The 20,936-nt window shown below is 66.5% G+C and carries 23 protein-coding genes and 1 tRNA gene; 12 read left to right on the forward strand and 12 right to left on the reverse strand.

Annotated features, from left to right (window positions below):
• Position 1 precedes the first annotated feature (1 nt).
• The 5 genes from FR943_RS25155 to FR943_RS25175 all read right to left on the reverse strand — a co-directional run bounded on the left by FR943_RS25155 (position 2) and on the right by FR943_RS25175 (position 2,397).
• Positions 2-181, reverse strand: a complete 180-nt coding sequence (locus FR943_RS25155; protein ID WP_217161025.1) for a hypothetical protein — start codon at positions 179-181, stop codon at positions 2-4.
• Positions 178-360: a hypothetical protein gene (locus FR943_RS25160; protein WP_217161027.1), complete on the reverse strand. Its 183-nt coding sequence runs from the start codon at positions 358-360 to the stop codon at positions 178-180. The genes FR943_RS25155 and FR943_RS25160 overlap by 4 nt, the downstream gene beginning before the upstream one ends.
• Positions 357-1,616 (reverse strand): tyrosine-type recombinase/integrase, encoded by a 1,260-nt coding sequence (locus FR943_RS25165; RefSeq protein WP_217161029.1) that lies wholly within the window; start codon positions 1,614-1,616, stop codon positions 357-359. Before FR943_RS25165 ends, FR943_RS25160 begins: the two co-directional genes overlap by 4 nt.
• 159 nt (positions 1,617-1,775) lie before the next feature.
• Positions 1,776-1,865 (reverse strand) — tRNA-Ser (locus FR943_RS25170).
• Positions 1,866-1,884: 19 nt separating this feature from the next.
• Positions 1,885-2,397: a MarR family winged helix-turn-helix transcriptional regulator gene (locus FR943_RS25175; RefSeq protein ID WP_217161031.1), complete on the reverse strand. Its 513-nt coding sequence runs from the start codon at positions 2,395-2,397 to the stop codon at positions 1,885-1,887.
• 67 nt (positions 2,398-2,464) lie between these two features.
• Between FR943_RS25175 and FR943_RS25180 the strand changes: the two genes are divergently transcribed.
• Complete coding sequence (locus tag FR943_RS25180; protein ID WP_217161033.1) at positions 2,465-3,448, forward strand: NAD(P)H-quinone oxidoreductase; 984 nt, start codon at positions 2,465-2,467, stop codon at positions 3,446-3,448.
• Positions 3,449-3,461: 13 nt separating this feature from the next.
• On the opposite strand, the gene FR943_RS25185 is transcribed toward FR943_RS25180, so the two are convergent.
• Positions 3,462-4,658 (reverse strand): cysteine desulfurase-like protein, encoded by a 1,197-nt coding sequence (locus tag FR943_RS25185; protein ID WP_217161035.1) that lies wholly within the window; start codon positions 4,656-4,658, stop codon positions 3,462-3,464.
• A gap of 124 nt (positions 4,659-4,782) precedes the next feature.
• On the opposite strand from FR943_RS25185, the gene FR943_RS25190 reads away from it, so the two are divergent.
• The 6 genes from FR943_RS25190 (at position 4,783) to gjpA (ending at position 11,395) form a co-directional block, all read left to right on the forward strand.
• Positions 4,783-6,744, forward strand: coding sequence for a DUF6541 family protein (locus FR943_RS25190; RefSeq protein WP_217161037.1), 1,962 nt, complete (start codon positions 4,783-4,785; stop codon positions 6,742-6,744).
• 28 nt (positions 6,745-6,772) lie between these two features.
• Complete coding sequence (locus FR943_RS25195) at positions 6,773-7,288, forward strand: bacterial proteasome activator family protein (protein ID WP_217161039.1); 516 nt, start codon at positions 6,773-6,775, stop codon at positions 7,286-7,288.
• Between the two features lie 8 nt (positions 7,289-7,296).
• Positions 7,297-8,094, forward strand: a complete 798-nt coding sequence (gene wzt / locus FR943_RS25200) for a galactan export ABC transporter ATP-binding subunit Wzt/RfbE (protein WP_217161041.1) — start codon at positions 7,297-7,299, stop codon at positions 8,092-8,094.
• Positions 8,084-8,998: a galactofuranosyltransferase GlfT1 gene (gene glfT1 / locus FR943_RS25205; protein WP_217161042.1), complete on the forward strand. Its 915-nt coding sequence runs from the start codon at positions 8,084-8,086 to the stop codon at positions 8,996-8,998. Before wzt ends, glfT1 begins: the two co-directional genes overlap by 11 nt.
• On the forward strand, positions 8,995-9,825 hold the full coding sequence (gene wzm, locus FR943_RS25210; RefSeq protein WP_217161044.1) for a galactan export ABC transporter permease subunit Wzm/RfbD: 831 nt from the start codon (positions 8,995-8,997) through the stop codon (positions 9,823-9,825). The genes glfT1 and wzm overlap by 4 nt, the downstream gene beginning before the upstream one ends.
• A gap of 133 nt (positions 9,826-9,958) precedes the next feature.
• On the forward strand, positions 9,959-11,395 hold the full coding sequence (gjpA, locus tag FR943_RS25215; protein WP_217161046.1) for an outer membrane porin GjpA: 1,437 nt from the start codon (positions 9,959-9,961) through the stop codon (positions 11,393-11,395).
• 76 nt (positions 11,396-11,471) lie between these two features.
• Here gjpA and FR943_RS25220 read toward each other — a convergent pair whose 3' ends face one another.
• The 3 genes from FR943_RS25220 to FR943_RS25230 form a co-directional block, all read right to left on the reverse strand.
• A complete protein-coding gene (locus tag FR943_RS25220) occupies positions 11,472-11,891 on the reverse strand; it encodes a pyridoxamine 5'-phosphate oxidase family protein (RefSeq protein ID WP_217161048.1) in 420 nt (139 codons plus the stop codon).
• Between the two features lie 136 nt (positions 11,892-12,027).
• Complete coding sequence (gene mspA / locus FR943_RS25225) at positions 12,028-12,675, reverse strand: porin MspA (RefSeq protein WP_217161050.1); 648 nt, start codon at positions 12,673-12,675, stop codon at positions 12,028-12,030.
• 591 nt (positions 12,676-13,266) lie between these two features.
• Positions 13,267-13,737 carry a carboxymuconolactone decarboxylase family protein gene (locus FR943_RS25230; RefSeq protein ID WP_217161052.1) on the reverse strand — a complete coding sequence of 157 codons (471 nt, stop codon included), beginning with the start codon at positions 13,735-13,737 and terminating at the stop codon, positions 13,267-13,269.
• Positions 13,738-13,786: 49 nt separating this feature from the next.
• On the opposite strand from FR943_RS25230, the gene pdxR reads away from it, so the two are divergent.
• Entirely contained in the window at positions 13,787-15,205 is a 1,419-nt protein-coding gene (gene pdxR, locus FR943_RS25235) for a MocR-like pyridoxine biosynthesis transcription factor PdxR (protein ID WP_217161054.1), read from the forward strand.
• Between the two features lie 8 nt (positions 15,206-15,213).
• Here pdxR and FR943_RS25240 read toward each other — a convergent pair whose 3' ends face one another.
• Positions 15,214-15,837, reverse strand: coding sequence for a trimeric intracellular cation channel family protein (locus FR943_RS25240; protein ID WP_217161056.1), 624 nt, complete (start codon positions 15,835-15,837; stop codon positions 15,214-15,216).
• Positions 15,838-15,885: 48 nt separating this feature from the next.
• Here FR943_RS25240 and FR943_RS25245 point away from each other — a divergent pair, with 48 nt between their 5' ends.
• The gene (locus tag FR943_RS25245) at positions 15,886-16,284 is read left to right on the forward strand and encodes a GtrA family protein (RefSeq protein WP_217161222.1); all 399 of its coding nucleotides are present in this window, start codon (positions 15,886-15,888) and stop codon (positions 16,282-16,284) included.
• Positions 16,285-16,365: 81 nt separating this feature from the next.
• On the opposite strand, the gene FR943_RS26905 is transcribed toward FR943_RS25245, so the two are convergent.
• Together FR943_RS26905 and FR943_RS25255 are read right to left on the reverse strand one after the other, a co-directional pair.
• On the reverse strand, positions 16,366-16,488 hold the full coding sequence (locus tag FR943_RS26905; RefSeq protein ID WP_372448241.1) for a type VII secretion target: 123 nt from the start codon (positions 16,486-16,488) through the stop codon (positions 16,366-16,368).
• Positions 16,467-16,616 carry a hypothetical protein gene (locus FR943_RS25255; protein ID WP_217161058.1) on the reverse strand — a complete coding sequence of 50 codons (150 nt, stop codon included), beginning with the start codon at positions 16,614-16,616 and terminating at the stop codon, positions 16,467-16,469. Before FR943_RS25255 ends, FR943_RS26905 begins: the two co-directional genes overlap by 22 nt.
• 118 nt (positions 16,617-16,734) lie before the next feature.
• Between FR943_RS25255 and dprE1 the strand changes: the two genes are divergently transcribed.
• From dprE1 to katG, 3 genes are all read left to right on the forward strand, one after another.
• Positions 16,735-18,117: a decaprenylphosphoryl-beta-D-ribose oxidase gene (dprE1, locus tag FR943_RS25260; protein ID WP_217161059.1), complete on the forward strand. Its 1,383-nt coding sequence runs from the start codon at positions 16,735-16,737 to the stop codon at positions 18,115-18,117.
• Between the two features lie 132 nt (positions 18,118-18,249).
• Complete coding sequence (locus FR943_RS25265) at positions 18,250-18,654, forward strand: Fur family transcriptional regulator (protein ID WP_218046209.1); 405 nt, start codon at positions 18,250-18,252, stop codon at positions 18,652-18,654.
• A gap of 33 nt (positions 18,655-18,687) precedes the next feature.
• A complete protein-coding gene (gene katG / locus FR943_RS25270; protein ID WP_217161061.1) occupies positions 18,688-20,907 on the forward strand; it encodes a catalase/peroxidase HPI in 2,220 nt (739 codons plus the stop codon).
• Positions 20,908-20,936: the final 29 nt, after the last annotated feature.

Consider the following 20,936-nt stretch of genomic DNA (forward strand, 5'->3'; position numbering starts at 1 on the left):
CTCACCGCGGCTCCCACCACGACTCGAACCCGCTCCGCCACTCATCCGCGTCGGGGCCGTGCAGGTGCGGCGGACACCACCGCCCGGACTCCTCGGCGGGGTCATCGGTGCGGCCGATCAGGTCGTCGGTGGCACGGTCGCCCGCGGCGAGGTACCCGGCGGTGAAGAAGTCGGTACTCATGCCAGCACCGATCGCCAACCACGGAGCCACGCTGCTTCGTCGGCCGCGTGAAGTCCGCGCGGGCACCACGTCTCGGCGTTGGCCGCGGTGACCGCCACGCCTTCGTCGCGCATGTATCGGGCGGCGTCACGTCCAGCGAGGAAGAACTCGGTGTCGGCCACGTTGGAGTAGCTGCTCATGCCGTCGAGGATGTCGAATCCTCTTGAGCTGCATCGGGTGTGGCGCGATCCATCGCCTTGGGCGACAGCAGCTTCGCCGCCGAGGCCAACGACTCACGACTGGTGTGTGCGTACGTGCGCATCGCCAGCACACCGTCTGCGTGACCGAGCCATGCCGCGATCGTCGCCGTGGGTGCGCCGCGCAGGTGCAGGAGCGTCGCCGCCGTGTGCCTGGATGCGTGGAGCCGACGGTGCGCGACACCAGCGAACTTGAGCGAGCGGTTCCACCAGGCGTTCAACGCGCGCGGGCTGACGGGCCGACCGAACGGGTGCGCGATCACGTAGCCGTCCGCCGGTCCCTCCCACATGTCGCCGACCGCGAGGCGCATCTCCCGCTGCTCCCGCCGGACTCTGCGAAGGATCGGCAGCAGGTACGGCGGAAGGTCGAGTTCCCTTGCGCTGCTTAACGTCTTGGCATCGTCCTGCTCGATCACGCCCTGCGCCGTGGAGACTCTCGTGGCGCGCACCGCGAGCGTCGGCGTCTCGGCGTCGAGGTCGATCGAGCTCCACCGCAGCCCAGCCAGTTCACCGCGCCGTAGACCGAGCAACGCGAGATGCACGAAGAGTTCGCGAAGGCGCGCGTGCTCGGTGTCGCGCACCGTCCTCCAGTCCGCGTCGGCCGCGGGGGCGGACACCGCGTGAGCATCGACGAGCTGCGCCACCTCGGCCTCGGACAGCGCGTCGTCGAGCTTGAGGTCCGGTGCGCCGGACGGCCGTCTCAGCGGCTCCACCAAGTCGATCACGTTGCGCGGCAGGATGCCTTGAGCCACAAGGTCCTTCCACACCGACCGCCATCTCGCGAGCATGGGGTTGATGGAACTGCGCGCCCACACGCCGCGTGGACCGGTGCCGTCACGCAGCTCGACGACCAGCTTCTCGACGTCGGCCTTGCCGATCTTCTGCACCGGGCGGTCGCCGTAGCGCTCGATGACCGGAGCGAGCGCGGCGGAGTACGCGGCGTGGGTTGTCGGCTTGATGCGCTTGCCGCCCAGCCACTGCTCGCACGCGACCTTCACCGTCAGCTCAGAGGGCGCGGTGAACGTTCCTGCCGCGCGCTCCGCCGTGACGGTGGCGTGCGCGTCGATCGCCTCTTTCAGCGTGCGGAACCGGCGACGGCGTTGGCGGCGCACCCCGTCCTCGCCGGTCACCTCCAGCCGGACCTCGTACCGTCGGCCGGACTCGAAGTCGCGGATCGTGACGTAGCTGGGAACCTTCATGCGTACACCTCACCTCAGAAATTCGGTGAGACCAGCCGCGACGAACGACACGCCGACAGCTCAGCGGGACCGATACGCGGACCCATGTGTCATGTCGTGTCACCTTCGGAGTCCGCCACTCCGGGCACAGGGCTCGGTGAACGACGTATCCGCAGGTTATGGCGGTGGCGGAGGGATTTGAACCCCCGGGCGGGTTTAACCGCCTCTCGCTTTCAAGGCGAGTGCATTAGGCCGCTCTGCCACGCCACCGCCGACAAGAGTACGGGTTTCACACCCGACCGATGTGAGCGGGCGGCGATCCATTCTTCAGCGCCACGCTGATCCGGCGGCAGTTCTCGCCCATCGCCGCGATCTGCGGACGTGAGAGCCGGCCCAGGAAGTGCGAGCGCACCCCCTGCCCATACGTCACCATCGCCTCACGCACGGCCCGCCGGCCGTCCTCGGTGATGGTGGCGACCACCCCGCGACCATCGTCGGGGCTCGCACCCCTGGTCACCAGGTTCTGTACCTCCAACCGCCGGATCTGCCGGGTCACCCGACTCGGCAGGGACATCAGCCGTTCGGCCAAGTCACCCATGCGCGCCGAACCCGTCGGCGACTTGTCCAATATGTCGAGCAGGCGCACATCGTTGAGCGTCAGATGATGCGCATCCACCAGCGACCGGTTCAAGGTCGCATACATTCGCAATGCCGAGTCGAGGTAGTTCTGCCATGACCTCTGCTCGGCGATGTCCAGGCCCGGCATGTCACCCGCCGTGCGCCCCGCAATCATCCCCGCCATGGCCGCAATCGTAAGGGACGTCAGTATTGCTGCGCGCGAAAAATAGCAGGCTTGTAGCGTTGAACAAATGCATGCAATTGTGGCCTCCGCCGACGGCCGTCTGACCTGGGAAAACGTCGCTGACATCAGCGCAGCAAACAATGAGATTTTGATCCGGGTGCATGCCGCGGGCGTCAATCGCGCGGACTTGCTCCAGGCGGCGGGCAAGTATCCGCCCCCGCCAGGGGCCAGCGAGGTGATCGGATTGGAGGTTTCGGGCACCGTCGCAGCGGTCGGCGCGGATGTTACCGACTGGTCAGTTGGGCAACCGGTGTGTGCATTGCTCGCCGGCGGCGGGTACGCCGAATACGTCGCGGTACCCGCCGCTCAGGTGCTGCCATTGCCTGATGGCGTTGCTCTGCGCGACGCTGCCGGACTTCCCGAGGTGGCCGCCACGGTGTGGTCCAACCTCGTCATGACCGCCGGTCTGACGGCCGGCCGGCTGGTGTTGTTGCACGGCGGCGCCAGCGGCATCGGCACCCACGCCATCCAGGTGACCCACGCGCTCGGCGCCCGGGTCGCGGTGACCGCCGGATCAGCGGAGAAGCTCGCGCTGTGCCGCGAACTCGGCGCCGACATCACCATCAACTACCGCGACGAGGACTTCGTCGAACGGATTCGCGCCGAGAGCGACGGCGCCGGAGCCGACGTGATTCTCGACATCATGGGCGCCGCCTACCTGGACCGCAATGTCGACGCGCTGGCCATCGGCGGACGATTGGTGATCATCGGCATGCAGGGCGGCATCAAAGCCGAACTGAACATCGCCACGCTGCTCGGCAAGCGCGCCGGCGTGATCGCCACGTCACTGCGCCCCCGCCCGGTGGACGGACCGGGCGGCAAGGGCGAGATCGTGCGTGCCGTCCGCGACAACGTCTGGCCCATGATCGCCGACGGACGGGTACGTCCGATCATCGGCGCCGAACTGCCCATCCAAGAGGCCCAGCGCGCCCACGAACTGCTGGCCTCGGGTGAGGTGGCCGGAAAGATCGTGCTGACGGTTCCCCAGTAGGGCTGCGGCGGGCTCAGCCCAGCGAGGCCAGCGCCCGCACCAGCTGATCGACCTCGGCGCCCGTCGAATAGTGCGACAACCCGACCGTGACCGCGCCGCCGATGTCGTTCACCCCGATCACGTCGAGCACCCGGGAACTGGCATTCGAGATCGCCAGGATGCCGTTGTCAGCCAACCGCTGCACCACCCGCTCGGCCGGGACGTCCCGCACCGCGAAGCTGAGCACCGGGATCCGCGTCTCGGGCCTACCGATCACCATCACCAACGGCAACGAGCGCAGCGAGGCAACCAGGTACTCGAACAGCCGGTCCAGGTATGCGCCGGCCGATTTCATCGACACCGCGAGCCGCTCGCGCCGCGTACCGGTGGCCGACTCGTCGAGATTCGACAGGTACTCGATGCTGGCCACCACACCACCGAGCAGGCCGTACTGCTGCAGGCCCACTTCGAGGCGTTCGGGACCGGTCGCCTGGGGGTTCAACGACACCGAACTGAGCGAGTCGATCACCGACGGATCGCGGAACACCAGGGCCCCGATCGGCGGCCCGCCCCACGGCACGGCGTTGAGCGCCACGACGTCGGCCTCGATCTCGTTGATGTCGATGAGCCGGTACGGGGCCGCGGCGGAGTGATCGACGACGACCATGCCGCCGACCTCATGCGTCAGCTTGGTCACCTCACCCAGATCGGTCACGGTTCCCAGGGTCGACGACGCCGAAGCGATCGCCACCAGGCGCGTCGGCTTGTCGATCAGCCCTTCCCACTGCCAGGACGGCAGCTCACCGTTCTCGATGTCGACCTCGGCCCACTTCACCTTGGCGCCATAGCGATTCGCCGCGCGCAACCACGGCGCGATGTTGGCCTCGTCGTCCAGGCGGGTGACCACCACCTCGTAGCCCAGCCCCACACGGGACGAGGACGCCTCGGCCAGCGAGGTCAGCAGCTGGGCCCGGTCCGGCCCCAGCACCACACCCCGCGGGTCGGCGTTGACCAGATCTGCGACCGCTTGACGGGCAGCGGTGAGCACCGCCGCGCTGCGGCGGGCCGATGGATGCGGGCCCACAGCCGTGGGCATCGACCCGCGGAAGGCGGTGGAAACCGTCGTCGCGACGGAATCGGGCACCAACATGCCGTTCTGGGCATCGAAGTGAACCCACCCATCGCCCAACGAGGGATGCAAGCCACGCACCCGGGCGACGTCGTATGCCATGCCAGCCACCTTAGAGCGTCCGCAGATATCACAAACCGACACGATTTGGTGAGCGCCCGATCGCGCGTTTGCGCTTGGCGAGACCTGCTCGGACCGGGTCACCCTGGGCAGCCATACTAGTCCAGTGGGCTTCGGGTTCGGAGTGCTAATCGCACTGTTGTTGCTGGTGATCCCCGGGGCGCTGATAGCCAGAGCCGGCGGGCTGACGTTGCCGACCGCTGTCGCAGTGGGTCCAGCCTTGACCTACGGCACCGTCGCGCTGACGATCGTCCCGCTCGGAGCCCTCGGCGCACCCTGGAATGCGTGGACCGCACTGTTTGCTGTGGCCGTGGTGAGCGCGGTCGCCGCGGCGTTGCGGAAGGTGTTGGAGCACTTCCGTGACCGCGACGCCGAGGCATCGGGCATGGTTGCGCGCGCGGCCGCGATCGTGGCCGGCGGAGTGCTGCTGGGCGCCGCACTGATCGCCGCCGCCGCACTGGCCGGGCTGGTGCACTGGCAGTCCATCCCCAGCAACTGGGACTCGGTGTGGCATGCCAACACCATCCGGTTCATCCTCGACACCGGCCAGGCCTCCCCCACGCACATGGGCGAGCTGCGCAACGTGGAAACCCAGGAGGCGCTGTATTACCCGTCGGCGTTCCACGCCCTGGCCGCCGTCTACTGCCAGCTCACCGGCGCCGCCGCGACCACCGCCTACACCGTGAGTTCGGTGGCCGCGGCGGTGTGGCTGTTCCCGGTCAGCGCCGCTGTCCTGACGTGGAAGATCGTTCGCCCGCACACCAGCGAGCTGCGCGCCGCCACCGTCTCGGCCACCGCCGGCGCCCTGTCGGCGTCGTTCACTGCGGTGCCCTACGTCGAGTTCGATGTGGCCGCGATGCCCAACCTGGTGGCCTACGGGCTCGCCGTCCCGGCCTTCGCGCTGATCGTCTCGACCCCGGCGCACCGAGACCGCATCGGGTTGGCGGTACTGGCCACCGTCGGCGTCTTCTCGGTGCACATCACCGGCGGCATCATCACCGTGCTGCTGGTGGCGGCATGGTGGCTGCTGGAGTGCCTGTGGCGCCCGGTACGCGGGCGGCTGCCCGACTTCCTGGCCCTGGCCGCCGTGGCGATACCCGCGCTGCTGATCATGCTTCCGCAGTTCCTCAGCGTGGCCGACCAGGCCGACATCATCGCCGGGCACGCCTTCGCCAATCACCTCGGCCGTAAGCGCTCGCTGTTCATCGCGGTCGTCCAGCACACCCGCCATCTCAACGATTTCCCGATCCAGTACGCGCTGATCGCTCTGGCCGCCATCGGCGGGGTGATCCTGCTGATCAAACGGGCCTGGTGGCTGCCGGCGGTGTGGCTGCTGCTGATCGTGTCGATCGTGCACTCCGGCGCCTCGTTCGGCGGACCGGTCGGCGCGCTCACCGGAACGTTCAGCGACCTGTTCTACAGCGACCCACGCCGGCTGTCGGCGGTGGTCACGATGCTGTACGCACCGATGGCCGCGATCGGGCTGTGTGCCCTGGTTCTCGCCGGCGCCATCCTGCTGCGGCGGGCCGGCGCCCGCCCGGCGTGGATCCGCGCCGGCGCCGCCGTGGTCCTGGTGGTCACCACCGTCGGCCTGGCCTGGCACTACCTGCCGCGACACAAGTTCCTGTTCGGCGAGAAGTACGACTCGGTGATGATCGACGGCAAGGACCTGGAGGCGTTTGCCCACCTGGCCGAGCTGCCCGACGCGCGCACCACCCTGATCGGCGACGCCAACACCGACGGCACCGCCTGGATGTACGCCATCGCCGGACTGCACCCGCTATGGACCCACTACGACTACCCGGTGCAGCAGGGCCCCGGGTATCACCGGTTCATTTTCTGGGCATACGCAGACGATGCCGACACCGATCCGAGGGTTGCCGAGGCGGTCGAAGCGCTCGGCATCCGCTACGTGCTCACCAGTACACCGGTGGTCCGAGGGTTCGTCATGCCCGACGGACTAGTGTCGCTAGACAGCTCACGGTCGTGGGAGAAGATCTACGACAACGGTGAGAACCGCATCTACCGCTGGCGCGGAGAACATGCGGCGACCAAGACGACGAACTGACGCGACACGGAAGAGCCAAGGGAAGGTCATGACCATCAACCCTGACGACGACAACATCGAGATCCTGGCCAGCACCGCGGGTGACACCGATGCCGACGCCGACGACAAGTCGCTGACCGACCTCGTCGAGCAACCGGCCAAGGTCATGCGCATCGGCACGATGATCAAGCAGCTGCTGGAAGAGGTGAAGGCGGCGCCGCTCGACGACGCCAGCCGCAACCGGCTGCGCGACATCCACAAGACCTCGGTCCGCGAGCTCGAAGACGGCCTGGCCCCCGAGCTGCGCGAGGAGCTGGAGCGGTTGGCGCTGCCGTTCAGCGACGATGCGGTGCCCTCGGATGCCGAGTTGCGGGTCGCCCAGGCTCAGCTGGTCGGCTGGCTGGAAGGGCTGTTCCACGGCATCCAGACCGCGCTGTTCGCCCAGCAGATGGCTGCCCGCGCGCAGCTCGAGCAGATGCGCCAGGGCGCCCTTCCACCCGGGCTGCAGGGTCCAGGTGGTCCGCGCGGCGGCCCGTCGCACCCCGGCACCGGCCAGTACCTGTAGGTCAACTCTTGAGCGATCCGTACATCTGCACGCGTGACGCGTGGGTGGAGTTCCCGATCTTCGACGCCAAGACGCGTTCGTTGAAGAAGGCATTCCTGGGCAAGGCCGGTGGTGCCATCGGGCGAAACGAGTCCAACGTCGTCGTCATCGAAGCGCTCCGCGACATCACGATGTCACTGAAGATGGGCGACCGGGTCGGACTGGTCGGCCACAACGGCGCCGGCAAATCCACACTGCTGCGCCTGCTTTCGGGGATCTACGAGCCCACCCGCGGCTCGGCCACGGTCAGCGGCCGGGTGGCCCCGGTGTTCGATCTGGGCGTCGGGATGGACCCGGAGATATCGGGGTTCGAGAACATCATCATCCGCGGCCTGTTCCTCGGACAGACCCGCAAGCAGATGCTGGCCAAGGTCGACGAGATCGCCGAGTTCACCGAGCTCGGCGAGTACCTGTCGATGCCGCTGCGCACGTATTCCACCGGTATGCGGGTACGCCTGGCGATGGGAGTGGTCACCAGCATCGACCCGGAGATCCTGCTGCTCGACGAAGGTATCGGCGCGGTGGACGCCGAATTCCTGAAGAAGGCCCAGTCCCGGCTGCAGAGCCTGGTGGAGCGGTCCGGAATCCTGGTGTTCGCAAGCCATTCCAACGAGTTCCTGGCCCGGCTGTGCAAGACCGCGATGTGGATCGACCACGGCACCATCAAGATGACGGGCGGGATCGAAGAGGTCGTGCGGGCCTACGAGGGTGAGGACGCGGCGCGGCACGTGCGTGAGGTGTTGGAGGAAACCGCTCGTGACGCCTGAGTCGGTAGTCGCGGTGATCGTGACGCATCGCCGCCGCGAACTGCTGGCCACATCCCTGGCCGCGGTGGTCAACCAGGACCGCAAGCCCGATCACCTGATCGTCGTCGACAATGACAACGACGAGGAGGTACGCGAGCTGGTCCTGAGCCAGCCGGTACCGGCAACGTATCTCGGATCTCGCCGAAACCTCGGCGGCGCAGGCGGTTTCGCGCTCGGGGTGTTGCATGCGCTGGCGCTGGGTGCCGACTGGATCTGGCTGGCCGACGACGACGGCCGCCCGGCCGATTCGACGGTGCTGGCCACGCTGCTGGCCTGCGCCGAGCAGTACAGCCTGGCCGAGGTGTCGCCCATGGTGTGCAACCTCGACGATCCGGAGCGCCTGGCGTTCCCCCTGCGTCGCGGGCTGGTGTGGCGGCGGCTGGTCAGCGAGCTACGCACCGAGGGCTCAGCTGTTTCCGGTGATCTGCTGCCCGGCATCGCGTCGCTGTTCAACGGCGCCCTGTTCCGGGCCGAGACGGTGGAGGCCGTCGGCGTTCCGGACCTGCGGCTGTTCGTCCGCGGCGATGAGGTCGAGTTGCACCGCCGGCTGGTCCGTTCCGGCCTGCCCTTCGGAACCTGTTTGACCGCAAGCTATCTGCACCCGTGTGGCACCGACGAGTTCAAACCGATCCTCGGCGGCCGGATGCACACGCAGTATCCCGATGACGAGACGAAGCGTTTCTTCACCTATCGCAACCGTGGCTACCTGCTGTCGCAGCCGGGTTTGCGCAAGCTGCTGCCACAGGAGTGGTTGCGGTTCGGCTGGTACTTTCTGGTGTCCCGCCGCGACCCCGCGGGCTTGCGCGAGTGGATTCGCTTGCGGCGACTGGGTAGACGCGAAGAGTTCCGAAGGAGCAGCAGATGACGTTCACCGATGCGGCATCCGACTCCAGGACCATGACCCGGGCGGTGCGCGATCTCGCCGAGGGCTTCGGCAAGCGCGAACTGTGGCTCCACCTGGGCTGGCAGGACATCAAGCAGCGCTACCGGCGCAGCGTGCTCGGTCCGTTCTGGATCACCATCGCCACCGGCACCACCGCGGTGGCGATGGGCCTGCTGTACTCGAAGCTGTTCAAGCTTCCGCTCGAGGAACACCTGCCCTACGTCACGCTCGGCCTCATCATCTGGAACCTGATCAACGCCTCGATCCTCGAGGGCGCCGACGTCTTCATCGCCAATGAAGGTCTGATCAAACAACTTCCGACGCCGCTGTCGGTACACGTCTACCGGCTGGTGTGGCGGCAGTTGATCCTGTTCGGCCACAACATCGTGATCTTCGTGGTCATCGCGATCATCTATCCGAAACCGTGGAAGTGGACCGACCTGGCCGTCCTCCCGGCATTGGGCTTGATCGTGCTGAATTGTGTATGGGTGTCAATCTGTTTCGGCATCCTGGCGACCCGGTACCGCGACATCGGTCCGCTGCTGGCCTCCATAGTGCAGCTGCTGTTCTTCATGACGCCGATCATCTGGAACGAGTCGACGCTGCAGCAGCAGGGCGCCGGATCGTGGGCCAAGATCGTCGAGATCAACCCGCTGCTGCACTATCTGGACATCGTGCGGGCCCCACTGCTGGGCGCCGATCAGGAACTGCGGCACTGGCTGGTGGTGCTGGCGCTCACGGTGATCGGCTGGGGGCTGGCGGCGATCGCCATGCGGCAGTATCGCGCGCGCGTGCCCTACTGGGTCTGATCGCCCGCCCGCAAAGAAACTGTTTCCCTAGTCAAATTTGCCTTGGGGAAGATTTCCTGTTCATGTTTTTTTCAGGTTTTTCTCAGCTACGGTCCGGTTCGTGAGTAATTAACCCGACCGTAAGGAGACCGTCATGGAAATGAGACTTCGTCCGTACGCGACCGCCGGGATCGCGTTGGTCGGGGCCGGCGTCATCGCCGTCACCCCGGTGGCACCACCGCCAACCGTCACGCAAGTCTCCAGTGCTGCAGTCGATCTCTCCGCCGCCGTCAACCCCCTCAGCCCGTGGGTGGACCTTTTCAACAACACCTCGACGAATCTCACCGGCCTCGCCGACGCCTACTTCGAGGCGCCCGCCCCGATACTGCAGCAGGTCATCGTCAACCAAGTCGCCAACCTGGATCGGTTGCTCAACGACCCGGGCAGCATCGGAGACGTGCTTTCCGGCATCGGCGACAACCTGGATAAGGCGTTCCAGGCGGCCACGTTCCTCGGGATACCCGCCGATCTCCCCGCCGACGAAGTCCAGGCAATGCTGCTGGAGAGCAACGACGGCTTCCACGCGGCGTTGGCGACACTCATTCCGCTGGTCCTACCGGCTCTCGCGCCAGATCTCGACGAGGGCACCGTCACGCTCATCACCGAGGTCGTCCGCTTCATCTCGTCGCCGGCCAGCGGAGTACTCATCGGCTTGGCCGGACCGGTCGTCAGCCCTCTCATCGCACTGGTCAGCAGTGTGCAAGCCGTCACGGGCGCAGCAGATTTCGAGGAGGCGTTACAGGCACTGCTCGCGACGCCGGCCAACGTCGCCGACGGATTCTTGAACGGCGCCACGCTGAACCTCGACCCACTGGCGGCCCTGATCTCAGACAGCCTGCCGGCGGAGGGTCTCTTCAGCCTCACCTCGCTCAGCCTGGAGTTCGGCGGTCTGCTCACCCCCGGCGCGACCGGCGGCGACCCGAACGACGCGGAATCTCAACCCACCGGCATCGGCGGGTCGATCTTCAACTCCGTCGGCCTCGGCCTCGACCTCTTCGGCACTCCAACCGACATTCCGGGACATGCGATCGGCCCGGTGGGCGCCCTGATCAACCTGTCGCAGATGATCGCGAAGGCCGTCGGGTGGGATGGCACGGGTAACCCGCTCACAAAGCTGACCCTGCCGACCATCGACCCACCGGCCGCACCGGAAACCGCACCGGAAGCCGCGTCGGCACCGGAGTCCAGAGCCGCGCTGAAACCGGAAGCAAAGCAACAGATTTCGGCAAGCATCACGACCGGCACCGAAAAGATCGCCGAGACGGCCCCGGACACCGACACCGACACCGAGAAATCCCTCACCGCCAGTGAGGAATCCGATGACCACCCATCAGCGGGTGCGGTCGAGGTGAAGAACGAGAAGGTCACCAAACCGAAGCTCCGGACGGGGCCGCTGAGTCAGCTCAAGCGCGACCGCGCTCAACGCCCCGTCTCCGACTTCGGCAAGAAGCTCACGCGGAATTCCAAGTCGACCAAGCAGGCCGGACCCGACAACGGCAAGGCGGCAAGGCAGCACAAGTCCGACGACTGACCACGGACGGACCGGGCCGGCGGAGATCAGGATCGAGATCTCCCTCGGCTCGTCCGGTGTCAGGCGACTCGATGCGTCAGACGTCGTCCGGTGCCGAGCCGAACACAAAGCGGCGGCCGGAAATCTCCTTCGGTGCGATGCGCACGTAGCGGCGTTTGACGGTGGGGATCCACGACAGCAGATGGCCGCTTTCAGCCTCGGCGATCTCAGCCGGCGATTCCAAGAGGTGCGGTTCGCCGCGTACGATCACGCTCCACCCGTCAACAACATTGTGATCATCGGCCTCGAACAGCACCCGATCGTTGAACAGAGAGCTGACCAACTTCGTGCCCTCGGCCGTCCGGAACAACACGCTGCGATGCTGCACGATGAAGTTGACGGGGAAGATCTCCAGCCTGGTGCCCATCGTCGCGACCAGGCGGCCCAGCGCCACGCTGGACAACAATTGCCAACACTCGTCCTCACCGAGCACCGAAATCGAGCTCTGCGGCGTCATGGGGCCACATTAACCGCAGCGATCCTGCAGAAATAGCAGTCGGCGCGCCCATGCTCGGTGAAGAGCAGGACGCGCCGACCGAAAAGATCACGACGTCAGTTCATGGACTGGACGTTCATGTTCCTAGTTCATATGCCTAGTTCATGTTCCAGGGCTCGCCGTAGGTGGTGACGCTGTCACCGGTGGAGGCGATCAGCCGGGCGAACGGACGCAACAGCACCCCACCGGCCGCACCGGTCACCGTGCCGTGCGCGTTGGACACCGCCACCCCACCGGCCGGGCCCGCCACGTCCACCGAGAAGGTCGCGACTTCCTGGATACCCGGGCCGTTACCCAGGTCCGCACTGATCGACACACCCGGGAACAGGTTCGGCGTGATGACGGATTCCAGGCCGAAGGGCGGACCGGTGATGTCACCATCGTCGATCAAGATGTTGGGCGTCGTGTAGGAGAAGTTGATGCCCACACCCAGCGACCAGGGGAAACCGATCTGATACCCCAACTCCAAGGTGCCCTCGAAATCCTCGGCACCCGGCCCCTCGACGTGATACTTGGCCCGGCCCGAATGAAACCACTCACGCGTGAGCCGGTTGCGGTCCAACGGGAACACCCCATTGAGGAAGGTGTCCCACTGCTGCACGGTCAGCGTCCGATCCTGACCGTCAACCAGGCTCAGCTCATTGTCCAGACCCGCATGAGACGTGGCCGTGCCGACAAAGACGGCCGCAAAGATCCCGGCCAGCGCGGTCACCATCGCGACCAGCGCGCGACTGAATGCCTTCATGTTCTCCCTAGCTATGTCGGTGATCCGATGTCGTTCTTCACCAACCAGCACCGCCCTAGGGATCCCTCCACGGCCCGCCGCCCTCTCAAGGGACGTCACACCCGGTTCTCACGCCTTGCTCATGATTGGCAGGAGAAAACGTAACCGGGCGTCACCGGGGCGGCAACGGGTACTCGTTTCAGTCATATGCGCGGCAACTCGCCGCAAAAAGTTTGCTAGAAAGCACTTGACGTGCGTCACATGCTCCCTGGAAGCCACCTGTGAACACCCCGGAACGGTCTCGCGCCCCGTCGGGTCGCGGCAGCCGAACCGCGACCCGACGGCAGCGTCGGAGCAGGCATTTTTCCGCCCTCACCGCAGCCTGATCGAACAATCACGATGAGCGGAAACGTTGCCCACCCGGTCGATGTCGACGCCTTCCAGAAGGCCTGCCGCCCCGGGGTTTGCGCTTGCTGTGTTAACGTCCGATTACGCCACAGTCGATTCCTGGGTTAACTGCAGCGCGGAAGACCAATTCGCCGCCACACCCTGGATATTCCAAATTGTGACTGATATCACACGACAAACGGCTGTGAACGCACCCACGAGTGGTCAACGCTGCGGCGGCGCCGTCTTCACCACCGCATTGATCCGGTTCCAGGCATTGATCGTCACGGCCATCGAGATCACCTGACCCAGCTCGCGTTCGGTGAACGCCGCGGCCGCACGGGCGTACACCGCGTCGGAGACCGGTCCGTGGCTCAGATCGGTGATGGCCTCCGTCAGCGCCAGCGCCGCCTGTTCCTGCTCGGTGAACAGGTCGCCGGCTTCCTCCCACGCCGCGATGAGGGACAGCCGCTGCTCGGATTCCCCGTTCTGGCGGGCGTCATGGGTGTGCATGTCGAGGCAGAAGGCGCAGCGGTTCAACTGCGAGGCACGGATCTTGATCAGCTCGCCGATCCTCGGCTCGAGGTCCCGGGCGGCGGTGTTCGACAGCGTCATCATCGCGTCGTACAGCCCGGGCGAGGCTTTGTAGATCTTGAGGCGGTCGGCGGTCTTCGCGGATTCGAGTGTCTGCGTCATGCCCATAACGCTAGACAGGAAAATACCGCCCAGATGGTTCAATCTAGGCGTGACTTCATGGGCCAATTCGGCCGACCGGGACCTTCATCTCGACCTACGCGCCCGCATCGAACCCGGCAGCCGCACCGCCCGGGAACAACTGTCCACCGCACTTCGCGACGGTATCCGCAGCGGCAAGCTGGGCACCGATATGCGGTTGCCGCCGTCGCGCATCCTGGCCACGGACCTCGGCCTGGCCCGCAACACCGTCGCCGAGGCCTATGCGGAACTGGCCGCCGAGGGCTGGCTGGCGTCGCGGCAGGGCGCGGGCACCTGGGTCGCGCGGACCACCGCCCCGCGACCGGCACCACGCCCACGCCGGGTTACCGCGGCGCCGAGACACAACCTGATGCCCGGCTCCCCCGATGTGTCGGAGTTTCCACGCTCGGCCTGGTTGACGTCGGCCCGCCGGGCCATCGCCGACGCACCGGTCTCCGCGCTGCGGATGGGCGACCCCCGCGGACCGCTGCCGCTGCGGGAAGCCCTCAGTGAGTATCTGGGCCGGGTCCGCGGCGTCCGCACCACCCCGGAGTCGATCGTGGTGTGCGCAGGCGTGCGCGACGGCGTCGATCTGCTGGGACGAGTGCTGGGCACCCAGCGGCCCATCGCGGTGGAAGCCCACGGGCTGTTCATCTTCCGCGACGCACTGGCCGCGCTCGGCGTGCCGACCACGCCGATCAGCCTCGACGACCACGGCGCCGTGGTCGGTGAGCTGGACCGGCTCGACACCCCGGCGGTACTGCTCACCCCGGCGCATCAGAGCCCGTTCGGAATGGCGCTGCACCCGAGCCGGCGCGCCGCCGTCATCGACTGGGCCCAACGCACCGGCGGATACGTGGTGGACGACGACTACGACGGCGAGTTCCGCTACGACCGCCAACCGGTCGGCGCCGTCCAGGCACTCGACCCCGAACGGGTCGTCTACCTCGGCTCGGCCAGCAAGAGCCTGGCCCAGGTGATGCGCGTGGGCTGGATGGTGTTGCCCGACGCCCTGATCGACCCGGTCCTGGCAGCGGCCGGCGGGGCGCAGTACCACGTCGACGCCCTCACCGCGCTGACCCTGGCCGACTTCATCCACAGCGGCGGATACGACCGGCACGTCCGGCGGATGCGCAACCGCTACCGGCGCCGACGGGACGCCCTGGTCACCGCGCTGGCCGGATTCGACCACGACATCGGTATCGGCGGATTGGCGGCCGGGGTGAACATGCTGCTGACCCTGCCCGACGGCGCCGAACCCGAGGTGCTGCGCCGGGCCGGCGACGCCGGGATCGCGCTGAACGGGCTGTCGATCATGCGCCACCCCCTGGCCGGCCCGAACACACCCGACCCCGACGGCGTGCTCGTCGGATTCGGGGCCCCGCCCGAGCACGCCTTCGCCCCCGCCGTCGAGGCACTGCGCCGGGTGCTGGCGGCCACGCTGCGTTGACCGCCGCCCTAGGGATCGCCGACGATCAGGTCCTGCGGCCCGGTGGGCAGCCGCCACCCGAACACCAGGCCGGCCAGGCGCAGCACCGTGGCCAGTACGGTGCCCACCGTCAGGCCCACCCACTGCGGCCCGAAATAGTCGATGACGGCATACGTCGTCGCACCGATCAACGCCGGCACCGCGTACAGATCGTCCGGCCGCATCAGCAACGGAATCTCCCGGACCAGCACGTCGCGGATGATGCCGCCGCCGATCGCCGTGGTGAGGCCGACCAGAACCGCCGCAAACCAACTGGCGCCGCGATCGGCGGCGATCGCGGCGCCGGAGGTGGCGAAGAAACCCATGCCGACCGCGTCCAACGTCAGCACGATGCGGTTGAACCGGATGACGTGCCGTGCCGCCAACGTAGCCACGGCCGTCGCCACCACCGCCACGGTGATGTTCGGCCAATGCTGAATCGACGTCGGTGGATGGATCCCCAGAAAGACGTCACGAACCACCCCGCCGCCCACCCCGGTCAATATCCCGAGTGCCGCGATCCCGAACAGGTCGAAACCCTTGCGGATCGCAACCATCGCCCCCGACGACGCGAACATCGCGATACCGAGATAGTTGAGGACCAGCTGCAGCACGAGTGAACGGTATGCCCTCGCTAAGCTGCCTGGGTGGCTGAGCCCGTAATGTCGCCGACCCTCGACCTCAAAACCCAGGCTTTCCGGTTCGTCGTGACCGGAGGGTTGTCCGCAGTCGTCGACTTCGGCCTCTACGTGCTGCTCTACAAAGCCTTCGGACTACAGGTCGACGTCGCCAAGACGATCGGCTTCATCGCCGGAACCACCACCGCCTACCTCATCAACCGGCGCTGGACCTTCCAGGCCCCGCCGAGCACGGCCCGGTTCATCGCAGTGTGGGCGCTCTATCTGGTCACCTTCGCCGTCCAGGTGGGGTTGAACCACCTCGTGCTGCACCTGGCCGATTACCAGTCGTGGGCGGTGCCGGTGGCCTTCGTCATCGCCCAGGGCACCGCGACGGTGATCAACTTCATCGTGCAGCGCGCGGTGATCTTCAAACTGCACTGAGCGCCCGGCCGGCAACTGCGCGAACGTGACGCAGAGGTCGTGCTGCGGGCGCGCCAACGACCTATGCGTCACTCTCGGGGTTCAGTCGACCCCGCCCACCGAACTATCCAGCGCACCACCGGCTTCGTGGTCCTGACGTTCGTACACATCGGCCGCGTTACGCAGTTTGTCCCGCAGGTCTGTCAGATCGGCCGAACGACGCAACCCGGCAGGCGCGAGATCAGCTCCAGGTCGGTCGCGACCCCCTCGATCGTGGTCAGCTCATCGCGCAACTCGAACGCGATGGACTGCAACGCCCCCACGTTCCATGAGTCGATATCGCTGAGCTGCAAACCGGGCCCCCTGACCTCCCGTTTCACCCATCATAACTGGGTAGTTGCTGTGAATCGTGGGCCAATCGCGACCGCAACAGCGAGGATCGCGTCGGGGCGCGCGGTACCCTCTCTGACGATGTCGACTACCGAACTGCCGACCACTCCCAAGCGCCTGACAGGCTGGGGCCGGACCGCACCGACCGTGGCACAGGTGCTCTCTACCAGCGATCCCGAGTTGATCGTCAAGGCCGTCACGCGGGCTGCCGAACAGAAGGGCCGGGGCGTGATCGCCCGTGGTCTGGGCCGCTCCTACGGCGACAACGCCCAGAACGGCGGCGGGCTCGTCATCGACATGACCAAGCTCAACGTCATCCACTCCATGGATGCCGACACCCACCTGGCCGACGTCGACGCCGGAGTGGACCTCGACTACCTGCTGCGCACGGCCCTGCCCAAGGGCCTGTGGGTGCCCGTGCTGCCCGGTACCCGGCAGGTCACCGTCGGCGGAGCGATTGCCAGCGACATTCACGGCAAGAACCACCACAGCGCCGGCAGCTTCGGCAATCACGTGCGGTCGATGGATCTGCTGACCGCGCGCGGCGAGGTGCTGCACCTGACCCCCGACGGCGAGAACTCCGACATCTTCTGGGCCACCGTCGGAGGCAACGGCCTGACCGGCATCATCCTGCGCGCCACGATCGCCATGACGCCCACCGAGACCGCGTACTTCATCGCCGACGGCGACGTGACCGAGACGGGCGACGAGACCATCGCCTTCCACAGCGACGGCAGTGAAGCCAACTACACCTACTCCAGCGCCTGGTTCGACGCAATGAGTGGCCCACCGAAGCTCGGACGCGCCGTGATCTCGCGCGGATCCCTGGCCAAGCTGGATCAATTGCCGCCCAAGCTGCAGAAGAATCCGCTGAAATTCGATGCGCCGCAGTACTTCACGGCACCCGACATCTTCCCCAACGGTCTGGCCAATCGGCTGACCTTCGGGCCGATGACCGCACTGTGGTACCGGATGGGCAAGACGTACCGCGACAAGGTGCAGAACCTGACGCAGTTCTATCACCCGCTCGACATGGTCGGCGAGTGGAACCGCGCGTACGGAACGATGGGTTTCACCCAGTATCAGATCGTCGTGCCCACCGAAGCCCTCGACGAGTTCCGGTACATCATCCGCGCCATCCAGGCCAGTGGTCACGTGTCGTTCCTCAACGTGTTCAAGCTGTTCGGCCCCGGCAACCAGGCCCCGCTGAGCTACCCCATCGCCGGCTGGAACATCTGCGTCGACTTCCCGATCAAGGCCGGACTCAGCGAATTCCTCACCCAACTCGACCATCGTGTGTTGGAATTCGGTGGCAGGCTCTACACCGCGAAGGACTCCCGCACCACCGCCGAGACCTTCCACGCCATGTATCCGCGGATCGACGAGTGGATCGCAGTACGCCGCAAGGTCGACCCGGACGGCGTGTTCATCTCGGACATGGCCCGCCGACTGGCGCTCGTCTAGCCGCCGAACAGGGCGTATGCCCGCGAAAAGCCCCTGAAACCAAACGGGTTTCGCCCCCAAAACTTTTTCTTGACTAATTCCAGAAAAGGGGCGAGACTCGGTCTCGTGGCGACAACCACGGACTTCCAGCAGATGCTGCGAAGGGCCGACATGCGAGTCACCCGCCCCCGGGTGGCGGTACTGAACGCGGTCCACGCACATCCGCACGCCGATACCGACACGATCATCCGTGCGGTACGCGAGGAACTGCCCGAGGTGTCACACCAGGCCGTGTACGACTCGTTGCATGCACTGACCGCAGCCCAGCTGGTGCGGCGCATCCAACCGTCGGGCTCGGTCGCCCGGTACGAATCGCGCGTGGGCGACAACCACCACCACGTCGTGTGCCGAAGGTGTGGCGCGATCGCCGATGTGGACTGCGCGGTCGGGTCTGCCCCGTGCCTGGCCGCGTCAGCAGACCACGGCTTCGAGATTGATGAAGCCGAGGTCATCTACTGGGGCATATGCCCCGAATGTTCCACTGCTACAAGCAGATAACCCTTAACCCGTCAGCCCCGGAAAGGATTTATCATGGCCGAAGCCGAAACCCACCCTCCGATCGGCGAAGCACAGACCGAACCCGCCGAGAGCGGTTGCCCGATGATGATCAGGCGGCCCGTCGAAGGTGGCAGCAACCGCGACTGGTGGCCCGACGCGGTCAACCTCAAGATCCTGCAGAAGAACCCCGACATCATCGACCCCAACGACCCGGACTTCGACTATCGCGAAGCCGTGCAGACCATCGACTTCGATGAGCTGCAACGCGATTTCGACGAGCTGATGACCACAGCACAGGACTGGTGGCCGGCCGACTTCGGCCATTACGGTCCGCTGTTCGTCCGCATGTCGTGGCACGCCGCCGGCACCTACCGCGTGCAGGACGGCCGTGGTGGCGGCGGTCGGGGCCAGCAGCGCTTCGCCCCGACCAACAGCTGGCCCGACAACGTCGGGCTGGACAACGCCCGCCGGTTGCTGTGGCCGATCAAGAAGAAGTACGGCAAGAAGCTGTCCTGGTCCGACCTGATCGTCTACGCCGGCAACCGGGCGCAGGAGCACATGGGCTTCAAGTCAGCTGGTTTCGCGTTCGGCCGGCCGGACTACTGGGAGCCCGAAGAGGACATCTACTGGGGCGCCGAGGCCGAGTGGCTGGGCACCCGGGAACGCTACGCCGGCTCCGACGGTGACCGGCGCCGGCTGGAGAACCCGCTGGCCGCGTCGACCATGGGGCTGATCTACGTCAACCCCGAAGGCCCCGAAGGTAATCCGGATCCGCTGGCCGCGGCCATCGACATCCGGGAGACCTTCGGCCGGATGGCCATGAACGACGTCGAGACCGCCGCGCTGATCTGCGGTGGACACACCTTCGGCAAGACCCACGGCAACGGCGATGCCGAGATCCTGGGACCCGAGCCGGAGGCCGCCCCGCTGGAGAACATGGGTCTGGGCTGGCGTAACCCCAACGAGACCGGCAACCCCAACGACAAGGTGGCCAGCGGTCTCGAGGTGACCTGGACCCACACTCCGACCAAGTGGGACAACAGCTTCCTGGAGATCCTCTACAGCAACGAGTGGGAGCTGTTCAAGAGCCCCGCGGGCGCCAACCAGTGGCGTCCCAAGGACAACGGCTGGGCCAACTCGGTGCCGACCGCGGACCTCAAGGGCCGGACCCACCCGTCGATGCTGACCACCGACCTGTCGATGCGGTTCGACCCGATCTACGGCGAGATCACCCGGCGCTGGCTGGATCACCCCGAGGAACTCCGCGAGGAGTACGCCAAGGCCTGGTTCAAGCTGCTGCACCGCGACCTCGGTCCGGTCACCCGCTACCTCGGGCCCCTGGCGCCCAAGGAGACCTGGCTCTGGCAGGACGTCGTCCCGGCTGGGAAGACGCTGTCCGATGCCGACGTGGCGACCCTCAAGGCCGCCATCGCCGCCTCGGACCTGACGGTGCCGCAACTGGTTTCGACCGCGTGGAAGGCAGCGTCGTCGTTCCGGGCCAGTGACATGCGCGGCGGCGCCAACGGCGGCCGGATCCGGCTGCAGCCGCAGCTGGGCTGGGAATCCAACGAACCCGACGAGCTGGCCCAGGTGATCCGCACACTCGAGGAGATCCAGTCGAGCGCGGGCGTGCAGGTGTCCTTCGCCGACCTGGTGGTGCTGGCCGGCAACGTCGGTGTCGAGAAGGCGGCCAAGGCCGCCGGCCACGACATCGAGGTGCCGTTCGCCTCGGGCCGCGGTGACACCACCCAGGACCAGACCGATGTCGAATCGTTCGCCTGGCTGGAACTCAAGGCCGACGGTTTCCGCAACTATGCCGGCAAGGGCCTGGAGGTGCCGACCGAGTACCAACTCATCGACCGGGCCAACCAGCTCGGACTGTCGGCGCCGGAGATGACGGTGCTGATCGGAGGGCTGCGGGCGGTGGAGGCCAACTATGGCGGCACCAAGCTCGGGGTCCTCACCGAGCGGCCGGGGCAGCTGACGAACGACTTCTTCGTCAACCTCACCGACATGGGCATCAAGTGGGAGCCTTCGTCGGCCGACGACGGCACCTACGTCGGCAAGGATCTCAACAGCGGTGAACCGAAGTACACCGCCAGCCGGGTCGATCTGCTGTTCGGCTCGAACTCGCAGCTACGGGCGCTGACCGAGTTCTACGCCGAGGACGATTCCAAGGAGAAGTTCGTCAAGGACTTCGTCGCGGCGTGGACCAAGGTGATGAACGCCGACCGGTTCGATCTGACCGCCTGAGGTAATGCACCTGGACGCCCAGGTCGGCC

The organism is [Mycobacterium] fortunisiensis, from assembly GCF_019050325.1.
Taxonomy (GTDB): domain Bacteria; phylum Actinomycetota; class Actinomycetes; order Mycobacteriales; family Mycobacteriaceae; genus Mycobacterium; species Mycobacterium fortunisiensis.

Excerpts from the sequence above, each read along its gene's own strand:
- dprE1 (WP_217161059.1), top strand. The coding sequence starts at position 16,735 with ATGTCGACTACCGAACTGCCGACCACTCCCAAGCGCCTGACAGGCTGG.
- FR943_RS25175 (WP_217161031.1), bottom strand. The coding sequence starts at position 2,397 with ATGGCGGGGATGATTGCGGGGCGCACGGCGGGTGACATGCCGGGCCTG.
- FR943_RS25230 (WP_217161052.1), bottom strand. The coding sequence starts at position 13,737 with ATGACGCAGACACTCGAATCCGCGAAGACCGCCGACCGCCTCAAGATC.
- FR943_RS25245 (WP_217161222.1), top strand. The coding sequence starts at position 15,886 with ATGTCGCCGACCCTCGACCTCAAAACCCAGGCTTTCCGGTTCGTCGTG.
- mspA (WP_217161050.1), bottom strand. The coding sequence starts at position 12,675 with ATGAAGGCATTCAGTCGCGCGCTGGTCGCGATGGTGACCGCGCTGGCC.
- FR943_RS25195 (WP_217161039.1), top strand. The coding sequence starts at position 6,773 with ATGACCATCAACCCTGACGACGACAACATCGAGATCCTGGCCAGCACC.
- gjpA (WP_217161046.1), top strand. The coding sequence starts at position 9,959 with ATGGAAATGAGACTTCGTCCGTACGCGACCGCCGGGATCGCGTTGGTC.
- FR943_RS25165 (WP_217161029.1), bottom strand. The coding sequence starts at position 1,616 with ATGAAGGTTCCCAGCTACGTCACGATCCGCGACTTCGAGTCCGGCCGA.
- FR943_RS25265 (WP_218046209.1), top strand. The coding sequence starts at position 18,250 with ATGCTGCGAAGGGCCGACATGCGAGTCACCCGCCCCCGGGTGGCGGTA.
- FR943_RS25155 (WP_217161025.1), bottom strand. The coding sequence starts at position 181 with ATGAGTACCGACTTCTTCACCGCCGGGTACCTCGCCGCGGGCGACCGT.
- katG (WP_217161061.1), top strand. The coding sequence starts at position 18,688 with ATGGCCGAAGCCGAAACCCACCCTCCGATCGGCGAAGCACAGACCGAA.
- FR943_RS25180 (WP_217161033.1), top strand. The coding sequence starts at position 2,465 with ATGCATGCAATTGTGGCCTCCGCCGACGGCCGTCTGACCTGGGAAAAC.
- wzm (WP_217161044.1), top strand. The coding sequence starts at position 8,995 with ATGACGTTCACCGATGCGGCATCCGACTCCAGGACCATGACCCGGGCG.
- FR943_RS25185 (WP_217161035.1), bottom strand. The coding sequence starts at position 4,658 with ATGGCATACGACGTCGCCCGGGTGCGTGGCTTGCATCCCTCGTTGGGC.
- FR943_RS25220 (WP_217161048.1), bottom strand. The coding sequence starts at position 11,891 with ATGACGCCGCAGAGCTCGATTTCGGTGCTCGGTGAGGACGAGTGTTGG.
- FR943_RS25160 (WP_217161027.1), bottom strand. The coding sequence starts at position 360 with ATGAGCAGCTACTCCAACGTGGCCGACACCGAGTTCTTCCTCGCTGGA.